Raw genomic sequence first — 17,821 nt, 5'->3', positions numbered from 1 at the left:
AGACTAACTCCGTTGAAGGGCCGGACATTAGCGGCGCGTCCGGTGACGGGGCAAGCGGTGCTTTTCCCATGTGCCCGGTCCGGTCGAAACGTAACCGCAGCTTTCGAACAGGGCTTGCGAGGCGCGGTTGTCTTCGAGCACGGTGGCGTCGACAATCGCCGGATCAGCCGCAGCTTCGCCGGCGAGGAGCAGGTGCGTGCCAAGGCCGAGGCCGTGAAGCGCCGGGTCGAGATAGAGCGAGACTTCCGCGCGACCGCCTACCGAAAAGTCGAACCGGATCACGCCCACTGCGCGCCCGCCAGCTTCGCCGACAAACAGCTTGCGGGCAGGGTCTTCGAGTACGGCGCCAAGCCATGCGATGTGATCGCCCCACACCAGCGGGTCAGACCCGCGAGAGACTGCGCGGATCGCCGGATCGCCACGCCAGTCGAACATGATGCGTGCATCGTCGAGCCTCGCGCGGCGGACCGTCAACCCCTGCGCAAGCAAGGCAAGAGCCACCCGCCTCGCCCCTAGTCCATCGACCAGTTCGCGTGATTTCGCGGCCAGTCCGGCGCGGCGCGGCGCGTCTGCGATGAGCCGCGCAAGTTGCTCGGCCAGCGCACCGGGTGCCGGATCGGGTGCAAACGCTGCGACCCCCGCTTCTTCGAGCAGTGGCGCGACCGACCTTTGGTTTAGCGCGACCACCATCAGCAGCGCGGGCACACCAATAAAACACCGTTCCCAGCTCGCGCCTCCGCCCGCGCCGACTTGCAGATCGTGCCGCGCGAAAAAGGCGGCAAGGTCGGGCAAATCGAGCAGGAGCGCGGTGTCGGCGCGCCGCGCAATCCGGTCGCGCAGAACCCCGAGGTGCGAATGGGCCGAGGTAGCTACCACCTCGACCGCGCCGGAAAAGCCAATCGCATCCAGTGCATCAAGCACCGCCAAGGTGTGCCCTCCGGCATCGACGCCGCCCAAGAATATGCCGATGGAACGGACCTCCGCGGAAAACGCGTAGCGCTCCGCTCCGGCATAGGCTGGCCCCAGCAAAGCATAGCGTGGTCCGCCTAGAACCCGTGCGTGCGGCGACAGGACGTCAGCGTATTTGACACGGTGGTCGTGCGCGAAGGTGTGATCGATCAGAAGATCGCAGGCAAGTTTGCGGTCGGCCAGATCATCGATATGGGCTAGCTTGCAATCCAGCGAAGCGCGCACTCCGGCATGCCACTTAGCATCGAAGGCATAGCTGTCGAGCACCACCCAATCGGGCGCGTAATCCGCCAGCGCCGCCACCGTCTCGGCAACGTCGCGGGCCCAACCAACCTGCGCCCATTCGGAATGGGGGATTTCGGGGTCTGGCGCAAAATCACTGGCGGGCGGGCCAGGCAACACGGCCAGTTCGAACCCTTCGCCCGCGATCATCCCCGCGCTGTCCACTCCGAGCGCGCGGGTGACGAAGCGGACCTCGCCCCCGGCGCTGCGCAGAGCCTGTGCCAGCGCGAGCGAGCGACGAACATGGCCGGTGCCGATCTGCACGGAGGCATCGACCCGGATAGCTACGCGGATCTGCCCCATCCGATCAGCCCTCAGCGTTCATGGCCCGGTGGAGCAATTCAGCGCGGGTCCAGTCCTCGGGCGTGTCGATATCGACCACCCGCCATTCGGGCAGGACGATCACGCGACCATTGGCGTGCACATTCGCGCCCGACAGCCAGGTCTCCGCACGACCCCAGTAAAACTGGCCGGCATCGAAGTATGCGAGTTCCAGATCCTGCGTCCGAGTGTTGACATATTCGCGATTGAAGGGGGCGACCACGCCGTCTTCGTCGCGCCTCAGTGCGCGCTGGATCGGGGAAGGGAAAGCCGTCACCGGAAAGCTGTAGCCCTCTCCGCCATGCGCATCGAGCAAAGCGAGCGCCTCGGCTAGGTCCGCGCTGCGGATGAAGGGAACGCTGGGATAGATGCAACACACATGTTCGAAGCGGAAACCGCGAGCGCGGCAGGCCTGGATCGCGTGCTGGATCACCGGCACTGTCGGTGTGATGTCGTCGGCGAGTTCGGGCGGGCGACGAAACGGGACGTCGGCGCCGCAGTCCTGGGCGATGGCGGCGATTTCGTCATTGTCGGTGGAGACAACGACCCGGGATATGGCCTCGCAGGCGAGCGCCGCCTCGATCGCGTAGGCGATCATGGGCTTCCCCGCAAATGATCGGATGTTCTTGCCCGGAATGCGTTTGCTGCCGCCGCGCGCCGGGATGACGGCAAGATTCATTCCGCCAGTGCTCCGGCCAGCCCGGCGATGACCTCGGCCTGCTGCGCATCGGTCAGCCCGGCGAACATTGGCAGGCTTATTGCTTCGCCATAATAGGCCTCCGCCGCGGGGCACAGGCCTGGAGCAAAACCTAGCGCGCGGTAATAGGGCTGAAGATAGACTGGGATGTAGTGCAGGTTGACCCCGATCCCCGCCGCACGCAGCGCGGCAAAGACCTCGCGGTGGGTGCGGGATGTGCGCCTGGGATCAATGCGCACCACGTAAAGGTGCCAAGAGGACTGGGCATCGGGGTGCTGCCAAGGGGTGGTCACCGGCAGCGTTGAGAGTGCTGCATCATAGGCCGAAGCGATCTGCCGGCGTCGGGCGATGAAGCCATGAAGGGCAGAAAGCTGGCTAAGGCCGAGCGCCGCCGCCACATCGGTCAGACGATAATTGAAGCCGAGCCGCTGCTGCTCGTAATACCACGGCGCGGCGTCAGCCTCCGTCAACAGTTCCGGATCGCGGGTTATCCCGTGGCTGCGGTCCAACCGCATCAGTTCGGCGAGGGTGTCATCATTGGTCAGCGCCATCCCGCCCTCGCCGGTGGTAATGATCTTGACGGGGTGGAAGCTGAACACGGCGATGTCGCTGAAACGGCAATTGCCGACCGGCTGGTCGCGATAACTGCCGCCAATGGCGTGGGAGGCGTCCTCGATGATGCGCACGCCATAACGACTGGCCGCAGCGTGAATTGCGGCCATGTCGCAGGACTGGCCAGCGAGGTGCACGGGGATGATCACCTTGGGCAGGGTCGCGCTGGCGGCGGCGTCCTCCAGCTTCTCGGCAAGGCGCTCTGGGCACATGTTGTAGCTGCGCGGATCGACATCGACGAAGTCGACGTCTGCCCCGCAATAAAGCGCGGCGTTGGCGCTGGCGACGAAGGTCAGCGGGCTGGTCCAGACCCGGTCGCCCGGTCCCACTCCCAGCGCCTTGCACGCAATATGGAGCGCGCTGGTGGCGCTATTGACCGCAACCGCGTGGCGTGCGCCGCAACACGCCGCAACCGCGTCCTCAAAAGCCGGGACGACCGGACCTTGGGTCAGAAAATCAGACTGCAGCACATCGACGACGGCGGCAATGTCTGCCGCGCTGATCGTCTGCCGACCGTAGGGGATGGTGCTACCCATTACGCCTGATGGCCGGGATCGACATGCTGGCGGATCAGCGTTCGCAGCTGTTCGACAGAAAGAAAATCAGGGTTAGTGCCGCTGTTATAGGCAAACCCCGGCTCGACCGGCTGGCCGCCACGGCGGGTGAGATATTCCTCGCTCAGCTGGTCGGCGGTGGTCGGCAGGATCGCGTAATAGGGCCCGAGGTCAATCGTGTTGAGGCTGTCGCTAGTGGTGATCATTTCCTCGTGGATCTTTTCGCCGGGGCGGATACCGACCACTCGCTGTTCGCATTCCGGTCCGATCGCGGTCGCCAGATCGGTGATCAGATAGCTCGGGATCTTGGGCACAAATATCTCGCCCCCCAGCGCGTTTTCCAGCGCCCACAGCACCATCTGCACGCCTTCCTCCAAGGAGATGTTGAAGCGCGTCATGGTGGGGTCGGTGATTGGGAAGAAGCCCTTGGCGCGGTGCGAGAGGAAGAATGGCACCACCGATCCGCGGCTGCCGATCACGTTGCCGTAGCGCACCACTGACAGGCGCAGATCGCGCGATCCTCGGATATTGTTGGCTGCGGTGAAAAGCTTGTCCGAACACAGCTTGGTCGCGCCATAAAGATTGACGGGCGCCGCCGCCTTGTCCGTCGACAGCGCGACCACGTTGGAGACACGGCTGTCGAGGCAGGCCTCGATCACGTTCTGCGCACCCAGCACGTTGGTCTTGATGCATTCGAACGGGTTGTATTCGGCCGCTGGCACCTGCTTGAGCGCTGCGGCGTGGACCACGATGTCCACCCCCTCCATTGCCCGGCGCAGGCGCGCAGCATCGCGGATGTCCCCGATGAAGTAGCGTAGGCAGCGATGGACTTGGGGCGAGAATTCCTGGCTCATTTCATATTGCTTGAGCTCGTCACGCGAATAAATCACGAGCCGCCGGACTCCCGGATACTGCGCCAATATCGTGCGCACGAAGGCCCGTCCGAACGAACCGGTTCCTCCGGTGACGAGAATGTTCTTGTTATCCAGCAACGGCTCTTGCTCCCTTTCGCAGCGGCATCCAGCGTCCCAAAATCAGGATTCCGCTCATAATGAACGCGGCACCAAAGGAAACCGCAGTCGCCAGAATGATGCCGCTGATCCCCATTTGCTTGGCCCACAGGATGCTGAGCCACAGGTTGAGCCCGATCGTAAACGCGCTCAGCACCGACATGAGTTCAATCCGCCCGTCGAAATGGAGGAACTTCAGGTTGTGGACGAAGTGGCCCTGGAGCATGATCGCCAACATGGTGTAGGGCAGCAGCCCGATGGCACTGTGGAACGCCGCACCAAGCAGAACCGGGGCGACCAGCACAGCAACGACATAGAACGCAGCCGCCGCAACCGCAGACAGCACAAAATAGGCCAGCGACACCGAGGCGACCTCCCGCAAGCCATCCTGTTCGGCCGTCTTCAGCTTGCGGAACAGCCATGGCGTCCACGCCATGACGAAGCTGTAATTGACCATCCAGAACGCCGAGGCGAACAACGCGGCCACGCCATACATCGCGCTCGCCTCGACCCCGAGGTAATGGGCCGCCGCCACCTTGTCGGTGGTCGCCACGGCCATGATCACCGCACCGGCTGGCCAGTAGACCACGCCGAACGAGGCGATGTTGCGATAGAACGAACGCTCCGGGATGCGCAGCAGTTTAGGCAGCGTGAACCCAAGCGAGCGCAGCGCGAAGAAAATCGCGATCGCCATGCTTAGCATCCGCCCGATCACCACCCCGCGCCAATCCCAGCCAGCCAGCAGGAAGGCGACAATGAACACCATGCTCAGCACAGCTTGCATCGCCTGTGTGGCGAGGAAGGCCTTCCGGCTATTGTGGAACTGCTGGAGCGCGAGGACAGTGTAGAACACTTCGTAAAGCAGTGCAGCAATCACAATGCTGACCAACCAGCCTTGCGGAAACTTGACGGCCTCGGCCACCATCTCGCCCAGCAGCAACGTGACCGCTGAGACGATGATGGCCAAGAGCACCATAACGAACAGCGCGGTGTGAGTGAACTGCTCGAGCTTGTTCTGATCGAAGTCGTAGAACCGCATCCTGATCGCATCTTGCGTGGTCAGCCCGACCACTGGCCGCATGAAAGTGGCATAGGTGACGAACAGCACCCAGACGCCGTAACCGCTTGGGTCCAGCATCCGGGTCAGGATCGGGGCAAGCAGGAAGGGGACTAACGCTTCGATGCTGTTTGCGAACGCATAGAATAAAGACTGAAGTGCCAGAAACTTCTTCGCCTTTGATGTGAATGCGTTGCGTTTCATCGAGTGCTCTCGTGGCTGTGCAGGCGATACACCCGCCGGACCAGTGCTTCATATCTTGTAAACGGAATTTGTTAACGATTGCCTGAGATAAAGCCACCAAGTGAACGGTGGATGGTCCCGCCGTCAGCGCAAATCTGGGTCGGGCAAGGAAACACGGCGTGGCGTTTGAAGCTGTCGAAGCAAGAGTTGCGCCGGGCGTAGCTCCGGTAGGTGCGAGCGACGCAGCGGCCGATCGCGTGCGCCCCCAGCGTTACGATTTGGCTGGCGCGATCCGGGTAGTGCGGCAGATGGAGACCAGCGCGGCCCGCAGCGCCGTATTTGCCGAAATCACCCAGAAAAACGCGGCTTATCGCTTGGTTGACCGGCTCTACAGCCGGGCTGATGCGCGCCTCATTCAGCCACTTCTGCTGTTTGTTTACATGCTTAAATGCGTCCTGTCGGTGGGGCCTTCCTACTCCGAGGGCGCAGAGGCGGTGTCTATCTCGCAGTTCCCCAACGAACACCGCACCATTGATCGGGTGGCGGCGCTGGTTCCCGATGTCCGACTGATGCGCCTGACGTTGTCGCACCGCCAACTATTGGCCCGTGGCCAATGGCGTGAGGCGGCGATAATGCTGGGTGGCGCAGGCCGAATTTTCCGGTTTTTGCGGTTGCTGGCGCATACTCACAGTTTCATGCCCGCCGCCCGAATTGCAAGCGCGCTTGCCTTTTATATCCGTTTCACCCGGTTATTTGCCGGCAACCCAAACCTTGGCGCAGCCATTGTCGCCAGCAATTACAGCCCTGAAGCTGTCGGCATGGCCGCTGCGGCGCATCGCCACGGTCGGCGGGTCATCTACGCCAATCATGCGCCGGTTCCGGCCAACGGGGCGGTGGTGCCGCCGGTGCTCGCCGATTGCGCGTTGTTCTATGGCAGCGCGATCCGCCAAACCTACGAACGTCGCAGCCGCTGCTTGGCCGAGGTTGCGCTGATCGGCCAACCCGGAACGGCACGCCCTATGCAGTGGCGCGACCGAGTGGAAACCATCGGTGTCTTCCTGACGGCCGGTACCCGCGTTGACGTGTTGCAAAGCCTGGTCGCCACCATACGCCTAAGCTTTGCCGACGCGCGGATCATTATCCGCCAGCATCCAGTCACTCTGCTCCAGACCAATATCGCGGCCATCGGGATCAAGGACCCCTTGACCGAACTGACGATCGGCTCACCGCTAGATGCCGACATCGCTGCCTGCGACATTGTCATTTGCGGCAACAGCGGCGTCGCGCTCAACGTGGTCAGCGGCGGGCGACCGGTGGCCTATTTAGCGAGCCTTGATGACGCGGGATTCGATACCAACGGCTTTGTACAGAGCCGCTTGGTCTACGCTATGCCGTGGTGGACAGACGACCTCTATGATCGCCTCAAGGCGTTCTACCAAGTCCCTGGCTGGGCAGCGATCATGCAATCTTATGACGCCGCCTATGGCATCGACAAGTGCGAACTCCTAAGCGCGGCAGCCGAGGTTCTCGCGCGCCACCTGCGATTGGGACCAAGCGCGGACGTAAGCGAGGTTCCGGCTCCAGACCTTCGACAGGTCGCTTGAGATACGACTGCGAAATGAGGCCGCCAAAGTCAAGCGGCACCCGCTCGAAATCCATGCAGATGGCTGCCCGAATCGCATGCGATTGTCGCGATCGGACTTTGGCCCGCGTGCGTCGTGGGAAGGCTTGCCTCACCTAAGGCTCGCTATTCCCCCTCTTGCTATGCCGGAGTCGAAGAACGAGATTTTGAGCGTGCCTGATAGACAGCAGTTGCGGTGACCTCGGTCACACGGCCCCGATCAACACCATCTGATGGAGGCCAGTCTCGTGACAAACGCAACCGACAGGATCATCTGCCTTCGGACCGTGCTCGGCCGCGCAGGACTGCCGCGCTCGACAGTCTATCGCAAGTTAGCCGATGGCACATTCCCGTGCCTAGTGAGGATCAGCGTTCACGCAGCAGGATGGCACCACGCCGCTATCAATCGCTGGGGTCGCTTGGCGACCTGACAGCGCGGACAAGCGATCCTGCCGGCCTGATCTGGCTTGCAGACTGGCCTTTAGTCGGACGGCGGCAGGCTTTTTTCGCATCAACCTCCCGCTGCAACAGATGCATTCCGGCGAGCTGCCGAACTCGATCTTGGCATGGATCGCGCTTCGCCAGAGTTTGACCCGCACTTCGACCTTTGCGAGCATCAGCAACGCATCACGGACCCATGAGCGAACGCGAAAGCTGCTTTCGTCGCCGCCGGAGCCGAGGGCTTTCACGCGCCCGATGGCAAAGCCGCGCTCGCGGCATTCATGGCCGGAACGCAGATAGCCAGGCACTCCTGGCGCATGAGCGTCCCCATCGCCATCGTGCGAACACACCTCAACACTTAACGTACTTCGTTGACCAAGAAAGTTTTAGATTTTGCCGAAAACTTAGATAGTAATACACCTATCCGATCCTTTGTCGGCGAGTGGTGCTGAGTCCTTGGCAGAGGCAACGGCCGCGATAGAATTCTTGGGGGAAATATGATCACATCGAACGGCGGCGGCGCTCTTGGCACGGTTGCCATTGCCGAGGGCCAAACTGTGGTTACGCAGGTTGTGGCGAGTGGTGCGGCGGGGGTCACCATCACCTATGCTATCACTGGCGGCGCGGATGCGGGCCGCTTCGCGATCAACCCGGTGACCGGTCAGCTGAGCTTTGTGGCGGCACCGGACTTTGAGCAGCCTGCCGACAGCGATGGTGATAATCTCTACGAAGTGATCGTCAGCGCCAGCGATGGCAGCTTGACCGATACGCAGACCCTGAACGTGAGCGTTGGCGACCGCAGCGTGGCGGCGAGGCTGATTGCGCCTGATGGCTTTGCCGGTGGGATCGGCGGGACCACCGCGGTGTTCCTGACCTCGGGTTTTCAGGACATCACGATCATCGATGCGCCCGGCACGATCACGCTAAGCGGTGCGCCGGGCGGAGATGACATCATCCGCTTTGCTGGCGATGCGAGCGCCTACGCCATCACCCGGGTGGGCTCGCGCGTCGAGATTGCCGACGGCGACACGCGGGTCAGCATTCCGGTGAGCCCGACCGGCATCAATGTGGTGTTCGCCGATGGGCCGCGCACGCTGGCGATCGTGGGTGGCAATGTGCAGATCGGCAGCCAGGTCGCAAGCAACGCGGCCGCAGCGATCACCGCGCCGGCTGAACCGGGGCCGCTGCCTGACCTTGCGGATCCCGCTGCGCGCGGGCGGCTGATCGTCGCCGAAGGATCGCCGGTCATCGTCGACGGCAATGTCGATGTGTTCGGCACCAGCTTCGATGCCGAGACCTTCACCATCACCGGCGGAGACGTCGCGATCCGCGGTGGCTTTACCGGCGGTGATGACACCATCGGGTTCGATCAAGTCGCCAGCACCTACACGGTGGTCCGGGTCGGCAGCATTGTGATCATCGAAGGCGGCGATACCCGGGTCAGCATCCCGGTCAGCCCGGGCGGGGTGATCCTGCTGTTCGGCACGGACCAACGCCTGCTCCGCCTCGATACCGCGACCGGGCAGATCGTGCTGGATGATCTGGTCATCACCAACACACCCCAGCAGCTCGGCGCGCCGGATACCAACCCGGTGATCGATCTGGCGGAGCTCGATGGCAGCCTGGGCTTTGTCATTCCCGGCCTTGCGCCTGGCGACCTCGCTGGCCGCTCGGTGTCCTCGGGCGGCGATGTCAACGGTGACGGGTTCGATGACCTGATCATCGGTGCCTACGGCGCTGACCCGGACGGCAAGAGCTTTGCCGGCACCAGCTATGTCGTGTTCGGCAAGGCCGGCGGCTTTGGAACCAGCTTTGACCTCGCCAGCCTCGATGGCAGCAATGGCTTTGCGATTAACGGAATCGATGCGTTCGACAATAGCGGCTTTTCCGTATCGTCAGCCGGCGATCTCAATGGCGATGGCCTGGCGGATCTGATCATCGGTGCACCCGGCGGCGATCCCAGTGGCGCGGCCTCTGGCGAGAGCTATGTGGTGTTCGGCAGGGCTGGCGGATTTGCTGCAAACCTTGATCTGGCCAGTCTCAACGGCGCCACCGGTTTCCGGATCGACGGGGTCGGCAGCGGCGACGAGAGCGGCTTTGCCGTCTCTGCGGCGGGCGATGTCAATGGCGACGGGTTTGAAGATCTCCTGATCGGTGCCTACCGTGCGGATGCCGATGGCAAGCTGGTCGCGGGCGAGAGCTATGTCGTCTTCGGCAAGGCGAGCGGCTTTGGGGCCAGCCTTGATCTTGCCAACCTCAATGGCGCCAACGGATTCCGGATCGACGGGATCGCAGTGGGCGATCAGAGCGGGTTTTCGGTAGCGGCGGCAGGCGATGTCAACGGCGATGGCATTGATGACCTCGTCATCGGTGCGCCAGAGGCGAGCAGCGGCGCAGGCGCTGCCTATGTGCTGCTGGGCAAGACCAGTGGCTTTGGCTCAAGCCTCGACCTTGCCAGCCTCGATGGCACGAACGGCTTTGCCCTCACCGGGATTGCCACGGGCGACAATGCCGGTTTTGCGGTCTCTTCGGTCGGCGATCTCAATGGCGACGGCTTCGATGATCTCGTCGTCGGCGCGATCTTTGCCGATGGCACCGCTGGCGCAAGCTATGTGGTGTTTGGTTCGGGCGCCGGCTTTGCGCCAAGCCTCGATCTGGCGAGCCTCGACGGTACCACGGGTTTCCGGATTGGCGGCATTGATGCAGGCGACCAGGCGGGCTTTGCGGTGTCCTCCGCCGGGGACCTTAACGGCGACGGGTTTGACGATCTGGTCATCGGCGCGCGTTACGGCGACCCTGCCGTCACCAATGCGGGCGAGGCCTATGTGGTGCTCGGCAAGGCGGGCGGGTTCGGCGCCAACCTCGACCTGACCGGGCTCGATGGCAGCAACGGGTTCCGGATCGATGGCATCGCCCTGCGCGATCAGTCGGGCTTTGACGTCGCCTCAGCCGGCGATCTCGACGGCGACGGGTTCGATGATCTGGTCATCGGAGCGCCGTTCGCGGATGTCGGCAGCGCCGCGGATGCCGGGCAGAGCTATGTGATTCTGGGCGGCAATACCGGAACCGAGGTCACGGCTTCGGTCCGCCTGGCTGGCACGGCCGGCACCGATCTTTTTACCGGCAAGGCCGGGAACGACAGTTTCACCAAGATCGGCGCAGGCGATGTGGTGCGCGGCGGAGCAGGCGATGACCGGATCGGTGTCAAGGCGACCAGCTTTGCCGATATCCGCGGCGGCCATGGCTTCGATACGCTTAGCCTCGACGGCGCTGGCCTCACGCTTGACCTCACGACCAGGCCTGGCCCCAGGCTGGACTCGATAGAAGCGATTGATCTGACCGGCACCGGCAACAACCGTCTGATCGTCGACGCGCAAGGCATTGCCCGGCTCAGCGATGCCCGCAGCGATGGCAAGACAACCCTCATCGTCATGGGCAATGCCGGGGACCAGATCGACGCGATCGACTTCGTGCGCACAGGCACTGAGGTCATTGCTGGCGTCACCTACAACGTGTTTGAACAGGGCAATTCCCGGCTGCTGGCCGAGCTCGGCGTTGCGGTAACGGTCAACAATCCGCCGGTGATCGTGTCGGGTGCGACGGCAACGGTCCTCGAGAACCAGACCGCCGCTTACATCGCCGCAGCCACAGACGCTGAAGGCGATACCGTCACGTTCAGTCTTTCCGGCACGGACGCCGCGCTGTTCAACCTCGACAGCGCCACGGGTGTGGTGACCTTCAAAACCGCGCCCAATTTCGAAGCACCCGCCGACGGCAATGGCGACAACCAGTACCAGATCATCATCACCGCCACCGACGGCGAAGATAGCTCCACCCAAGCAGTGACCATCAGCGTTGCCAATGAGAACGAAGCGCCGACGGCGGTGGTTCTGGACAACCAGCTCACCGCGCGGGACGAGAACAGCCCGTCAGTGGCGGCCGTGAAGGTTGCCGACATCGCGATCACCGATGATGCGTTGGGTACGAACACGGTCACGCTGACCGGCGCGGATGCCGCCTTCTTCGAAGTGGTCGGCAGCGAGCTGCGATTGAAAGCGGGCACGGCCTTGGATTTCGAGACCAAGTCCACCTACGAGGTGACGGTCAATGTCGCCGATCTGACCATTCCGGGATCGGTTCCCGTCTCTGCGAACTACGCGCTCACCATCACCGATGTGAACGACGCGCCCACCGCAGTGGTTCTCAACAACCGGCTCAACGCGCGGGACGAAAACAGCCCCTCGGGGGTAGCCGTGAAGGTTGCGGACATCGCGATCACCGACGATGCGTTGGGCACGAACACTGTCACGCTGAGCGGTGCGGATGCCGCATTCTTCGAAGTCGTGGGCAGCGAGCTGCGCCTGAGAGCGGGCACGGCGCTCAACTTCGAGGCCAAGTCGGCCTACAACGTGACAGTCAATGTCGCCGATAACAGCCTCGCCGCGCCCGCCGTCTCGGCCAATTACACGCTCTTGGTGAACGATGTAAACGAGGCGCCGACCGCAGTTGCCGATACCTTCAGCATGAACGAGAACACCGCGCTGAACGGTAACATTTTGACCAATGACGTCGATCCGGATGGCGATGCTCTCACGCCGCTCATCACGCGCGGCCCGAATAATGGCACAGTCCTCCTGAATTCGGCGACCGGCGCCTTCGTCTACACGCCCAACAGCAATTTCTTCGGCTCGGACAGCTTCGACTACACCATCAGCGACGGCAGCCTCACCAGCTCCACCACGGTTTCGATAACGGTCATCGACGTCAATGATCCGCCGGTCGGCAGCGCCGATACCTATACTACGGCCGAAGATACCGCGCTGAATGTGATCGCCGCCAACGGCGTCTTGTTCAACGACACTGACAATGACAACGATCCGCTCACGGCCGTGCTGGTGACGGGGCCAGCCAATGGCAGCCTCACGCTCAACGCCAACGGCAGCTTCGACTACACGCCGTTCTTGAATTTCAACGGCACCGATAGCTTCACCTATCGACCCAATGACGGCACGGCCTCGGGCGATCCGGTGACGGTGACGATCAACGTGACCCCAGTGAACGATGCGCCAGTCGGGGTCGGCGACGCCTTCTCGACGAACGAGGACGAGCCTCTCACCATCCCCATCGCGAGCCTGCTCGCCAACGATACGGATGCTGAAAACGAGGCGCTGTCCCTCGCTTTCGCAATTCTTCCTGTGAACGGTTCGATTTCACTCGTCGGCGCGGATTTGATCTTCACGCCGAACGCGAATTTCTTTGGCACTGCCAGCTTCCAATACGCCCCTCGCGATGCTTCGAGCGCGACAGGACAGGTCACTACGGTCACGATCACCGTGAACCCGGTCAACGATGCCCCGTTAGTCGCAACACCGATCACCGATCAGGCGTTCAACGAAGACACGGCGGTCAACTTTACGGTTCCGGCCGGTACTTTCACCGACATTGACAATGCCAGCCTGACCTACAGCGCGGCGCTGGAAAGCGGCGGAGATCTGCCTTCGTGGCTGAGTTTCGACCCGGTTACGCGCACCTTCTCCGGCACGCCGCCGACCAACTTCAACGGCGTGTTCGATATCCGGGTCACTGCGAGCGATGGCGCGCTCTCCGCCAGCGACGTCTTCAGACTGACGATCACGCCGGTCAACGATCCGCCAGTCGCGGTTGCAGACTCCTTCACGACGAACGAGGACGAGCCTCTTACCATCACCTTCGCGAGCCTGCTCGCCAACGACACGGATGCTGAAAACGAGGCGCTGGTTATCGCTTTGGCACAGAATTCCATGAACGGTGTGCTCTCGATTGTCGGCGGGGACTTCGTCTTTACGCCGAACGCGAATTTCTTCGGCACTGCCAGCTTCCAGTACGCCCCTCGCGATGCTTCGAGCCTCGGCGCGTTCACCACGGTCACGATCACTGTGAACCCCATCAACGATGCCCCGGTGGTCGCGACACCGATCACCGATCAGGCATTTGACGAGGACACGGCGGTGAACTTCACGGTTCCTGCCGGTGCTTTCACCGATATCGACAGTGCCACCCTTACCTACAGCGCGGCGCTGGAGAGCGGCGCGGCGCTGCCTTCGTGGCTGAGCTTCGATCCGGCCACGCGCGCCTTTACCGGCACACCGCCGACCAACTTCAACGGCGTGTTCGACATCCGGGTCACTGCAAGCGATGGCGCGCTCTCCGCCAACGACGTGTTCAAATTGACGATCACGCCGGTCAATGATGCCCCTGATGCGGTCAATGATGCCGTTACGACCGATGAGGACACATCAGTCTTCGTCACGGCTGGGCTTACCACCGGGCTTCTGGCCAACGATACCGACGTCGACGGGCCGAGCATTTCGATCAGCCAAGTGAACGGCAGCGCCTTCGTTGCAAATTCGTTGGTCACTTTGGCCTCGGGCGCCACGGTCGTCGTGCAGGCCAATGGGTCCTATCTCTATAGTCCCAATGGCCAGTTTGAGGCGCTTCGTCCCGGACAGACCGGCACCGACAGCTTCACCTACACCATCTCGGATGGCAGCCTGACGGACACCGCCACGGTTACCATCACGATCGAAGGGCGCAACGAGGTGCCCATCGCGGGGACTGACACCCTCTCGATGACGGGCAACACGCCGATCACGATCACCGCGGCGAGCCTGCTCACCAATGACAGCGACCCTGACGGAACCCCCACCACCGCCATCACCCTCACGGCGGTAGGCGGTGCCACGAATGGCACCGTCACTCTTGATGCCGGCTCGATCACCTTCACCCCCACCACCGGCTACACCGGCCCGGCGAGTTTCACCTACACCATCCGAGATGCCGACGGCGCGACGGCGACGGGGACGGTCAACGTCACCGTCGACGGCCTCGTGTGGTATGTCGACAACAGTTACGCGGGGGCCAATGGCACCTCGGACGGATCTTACCTTCGCCCCTTCACCCAGTTGACCGCGCTCAATGGTGGCACCGGTGACGGCACCACGGATGACGACGTCGACGGCAGCGGCCAGACCATCTTCCTTGCCAACACCGGTACCGCCTACACCGGCGGCATCACGCTGGAAGAAGGGCAGAAGCTGTTCGGTGACGGGCACGAGTTTACCGTCAACGGGATCCAGATTGGAGGGGGCGTCACCACCAATTCGACGATCAATCACAGCACCTCTGGGATCACGCTCAGCGCCAACAACGAGATCCGCGGTCTCACGATCAACGGCACCGCAAACAGCGCCGTCGGCATTCAGGACGGAGACAACACGGTCGGCAATCTGACAATCGCCGGTGTTTCGGTCGGCGGGTCGGGCAAAGCGATCGACATTGATCAGGGCGGCAATCTTGCCGTCAGCCTCGATAGCCTCAGCTCAACCAGCTCGAGTTCCGAAGGCGTCCACCTGCAAGGCGTTACCGGCAGCTTCGTGGCAACCACCGGGACAATCCAGTCGGCGACCAATCAGGGCTTCCTGATCGGCGCAGCTGGCGGCGGGACGGCCAGTTCGGGCGGCAATGCAACGATCACTTACGGCGGCAGCTTTAGCAACAACGGCTCTGGCACCACGGCAGGGATCGAAATTCAGGACCGCACTGGTGGTGTCGTGACCCTCTCGGGCAATATCAGCGACAATGGCGGCCCGGGTATCGTCGCCGATGGCAACGCGGGCACGTTGAATTTCGGCGGCCAGATCACGATCAGCAGCGGTGCGTCCACCGCCATATCGCTGACCAACAACAGCGCCACGATGGCGTTCACACCGACCGGCGACGGTCTCGACATCACGACGACCACCGGCAACGGCTTTATCGTCGATGGCGGCGGCGGCACCGTTACACTCTCGGGCACCGGCAACACCGTGTCCACCAATTCGGGCCGCGCGGTCGAGATCGATGGCGTGACCATTGGCACCGGGGGCGTCAACTTCCAGTCGGTCACGATCAACAATGGCACCGCCACCACCGGCATATTCCTGCGCAACGCGGGCAGCGGCGGGTTCAATATCACCGGCACAGGCACCACCGCCGGATCGGGCGGCACGATCAGCTCGATTGATGGTGGCACCAACGCAACGGTCGAAGACGGCATCGGGATCTACATCGACAACACCAACAACATCTCGCTTGCGAACATCAATTTCACCGGCAATTTCGGTGACTTCGGCATTCGCGGCAACACCGTGAACAACTTCACGCTACGGGATTCGACCTTCAACGCCGCCGACACCGATGATGGTGGCTTTGGCGACAGCTCAGGCGATGACGAGGGGGCGATCCGCTTCACTGGCCTCACCGGCACCGTGGTGTTGGAAGGCAACAGCCTCTCCGACGGGCACGAGGATGTGCTGCGGATCGACAACAGCACCGGCACGCTCAACCTCACTATCCGCGATAGCGCCACCAATCAGGCGGTGATCGGCCGCAACGGCACGGAAAGCGGGAATGACGGCATCATCATCAATGGCTCGGGCAACTCCAACATCACTGTGCTGATTGACGGGGTGCAGTTCACCGGCAGCCGCGGCGACCTGATCCAGACCGAAGCGAACGGCAGCGCGACACAGAACGTCACGATCCGCAACAACACCTTCGCCAACCAGCACCCTGATGTGGTGTCGGGCGGCGGCGGTGTGTCGATCGGCCTCTCGGGCGGGACCGGCGCGGGCCCCGGCGTGACCTACAACATCGAGGGCAACACCTTCACGGGCGCCGAGGGCACGGTGATCCTGACGCAGGCATTGGGGCCGATCGGCACGATGTCTGGCACGATCCTCAACAACACCATCGGCACTGCCAATGGTATCCACGACAACGCTCAGGCTGCGGCCGGTTCCAACAACAACGGCTCTGGTATCGCCGTGCGCGTCGAAAAGTCCACGAGCCCGGGCAATCTCACCCACGCCGTACGCATCGAAGGCAACACAATCCGCGATGTTGACGGTGACGGCATCATCCTGCGCGTAAACAGTGCCCCGGACGCCAGCGGCACGGCGCGCCTCGAAGCGACGATCCGCAACAACACGATCGCCGAGCTGGGCGATGCGGCCTTCGGCGGGATCTATGCGCAGATCGGCGGCGGCGGCGACAGTGATGATGGATTGCTGGGTCTCGATATCGCGAACAATTCGGTCAACATGACCGGGGCGTCGACCGCTTTCGCAGCGATCGTTCTCGACGACGCTGCGCTCGACTCCCAATTTTACCTGCCCGGGTTCCCTGGTGGAGTCAGCGATCCAGCCATCGAAGCATTCCTGATCGGTGACAAGGGCAACACGCTCATCGTGAGCGATCCGGTCCTCGCGTTTGGGTCCGCGCCGTTTGGAACCTTCCTCACCGGCAATGCCTTGGTCCTGCCAGTGCCATTGATGGTTGAGCCGGGCACCGCAGCCGCAGGCAGCGGTGTCACAGCGACGCTCTCGGCGGTGGAGGCGCTTCGTGAGGCCGCCGTCCAGCTGTGGTCCGATGCGGGCGCAAGCGAGGCGCAGATTGCGGCGATGCGCGCGGTCAAGCTGAGCGTGGCGGACCTCTACGGCGGGTTCCTCGGCCAGACCACGGCGGACGGGATCGTCATCGATAGCGATGCGGCCGGTTACGGGTGGTTCATCGATGCAACCCCGCTGGCCAACGAGGAGTTCGGCCTGAGCGGCGGTGGTCTGACCGCGCTGGCCGGAAGCGCAGCGGCGCAGGGCATCGACCTGCTTACCGCTATCGCGCACGAGCTTGGTCACGTCATTGGCTTGGATGATCTCTACACCAATGCCGAAGGCGTGATGGATGGCTTCCTCGCCCTGGGCGAGCGCAACCTTCCCGAAGCGATCCCTTCATCTGTGGGCGGCAGCGGCGGTAGCGATGGCGCGATGCCCGCGGGCAACACCGGCTCTTATGTCCGACAGCTTCTGAATGGGGGCTCTGATATCGATACGCTGCTCCACGGGATCGGCGCGGGGAACGATACGGCATTCTCGGTGGCCGAGAGGATCGCAAACGCCACCTGGGGTGACCTTGGCATGCTGCACCCGATCAATCAGAATCCGATCCAGCTGGTCGTCGATGTCCCTGTGTTCTGATTGTTACCGCGCCGGACAGACC

General features: G+C 62.8%; 9 protein-coding genes. 3 read left to right on the top strand and 6 right to left on the bottom strand.

The genetic code is table 11. The features are described 5' to 3' along the window. Window positions 1-27: 27 nt before the first annotated feature. Genes pseG through ACLBKT_RS00660 form a run of 5 tightly spaced genes read right to left on the bottom strand, consistent with a single transcriptional unit; the run spans window position 28 to window position 5,706 of the window. Entirely contained in the window at window positions 28-1,554 is a 1,527-nt protein-coding gene (gene pseG / locus ACLBKT_RS00680; RefSeq protein WP_410181075.1) for a UDP-2,4-diacetamido-2,4,6-trideoxy-beta-L-altropyranose hydrolase, read from the bottom strand. A 4-nt stretch (window positions 1,555-1,558) separates the two neighbouring features. Continuing rightward, window positions 1,559-2,251, bottom strand: coding sequence for a pseudaminic acid cytidylyltransferase (pseF, locus tag ACLBKT_RS00675; protein WP_410181074.1), 693 nt, complete (start codon window positions 2,249-2,251; stop codon window positions 1,559-1,561). Next, a complete protein-coding gene (pseC, locus tag ACLBKT_RS00670; protein ID WP_410181073.1) occupies window positions 2,248-3,417 on the bottom strand; it encodes a UDP-4-amino-4,6-dideoxy-N-acetyl-beta-L-altrosamine transaminase in 1,170 nt (389 codons plus the stop codon). Before pseC ends, pseF begins: the two co-directional genes overlap by 4 nt. Further along, the gene (pseB, locus tag ACLBKT_RS00665; protein WP_410181072.1) at window positions 3,417-4,427 is read right to left on the bottom strand and encodes a UDP-N-acetylglucosamine 4,6-dehydratase (inverting); all 1,011 of its coding nucleotides are present in this window, start codon (window positions 4,425-4,427) and stop codon (window positions 3,417-3,419) included. Before pseB ends, pseC begins: the two co-directional genes overlap by 1 nt. Next, window positions 4,417-5,706 (bottom strand): lipopolysaccharide biosynthesis protein, encoded by a 1,290-nt coding sequence (locus ACLBKT_RS00660; protein WP_410181071.1) that lies wholly within the window; start codon window positions 5,704-5,706, stop codon window positions 4,417-4,419. The genes pseB and ACLBKT_RS00660 overlap by 11 nt, the downstream gene beginning before the upstream one ends. A 158-nt stretch (window positions 5,707-5,864) precedes the next feature. On the opposite strand from ACLBKT_RS00660, the gene ACLBKT_RS00655 reads away from it, so the two are divergent. Both ACLBKT_RS00655 and ACLBKT_RS00650 read left to right on the top strand, forming a co-directional pair. After that, window positions 5,865-7,289, top strand: a complete 1,425-nt coding sequence (locus tag ACLBKT_RS00655) for a hypothetical protein (protein ID WP_410181070.1) — start codon at window positions 5,865-5,867, stop codon at window positions 7,287-7,289. A gap of 250 nt (window positions 7,290-7,539) precedes the next feature. Continuing rightward, a complete protein-coding gene (locus ACLBKT_RS00650; protein ID WP_410181069.1) occupies window positions 7,540-7,737 on the top strand; it encodes a helix-turn-helix transcriptional regulator in 198 nt (65 codons plus the stop codon). Here ACLBKT_RS00650 and ACLBKT_RS00645 read toward each other — a convergent pair. After that, window positions 7,663-8,055 carry a hypothetical protein gene (locus ACLBKT_RS00645; protein WP_410183708.1) on the bottom strand — a complete coding sequence of 131 codons (393 nt, stop codon included), beginning with the start codon at window positions 8,053-8,055 and terminating at the stop codon, window positions 7,663-7,665. The two genes, ACLBKT_RS00650 and ACLBKT_RS00645, sit on opposite strands and share 75 nt — an antisense overlap. 189 nt (window positions 8,056-8,244) lie before the next feature. On the opposite strand from ACLBKT_RS00645, the gene ACLBKT_RS00640 reads away from it, so the two are divergent. Next, complete coding sequence (locus ACLBKT_RS00640) at window positions 8,245-17,799, top strand: tandem-95 repeat protein (protein WP_410181068.1); 9,555 nt, start codon at window positions 8,245-8,247, stop codon at window positions 17,797-17,799. The last annotated feature ends 22 nt before the right edge of the window (window positions 17,800-17,821 follow it).

It is taken from the genome of Erythrobacter sp. W302b (assembly GCF_046452395.1).
Taxonomy (GTDB): Bacteria; Pseudomonadota; Alphaproteobacteria; order Sphingomonadales; family Sphingomonadaceae; genus Erythrobacter.
Note: the sequence above shows the minus strand (reverse complement) of the source record. Positions and strands in the feature narration are given on the sequence as shown.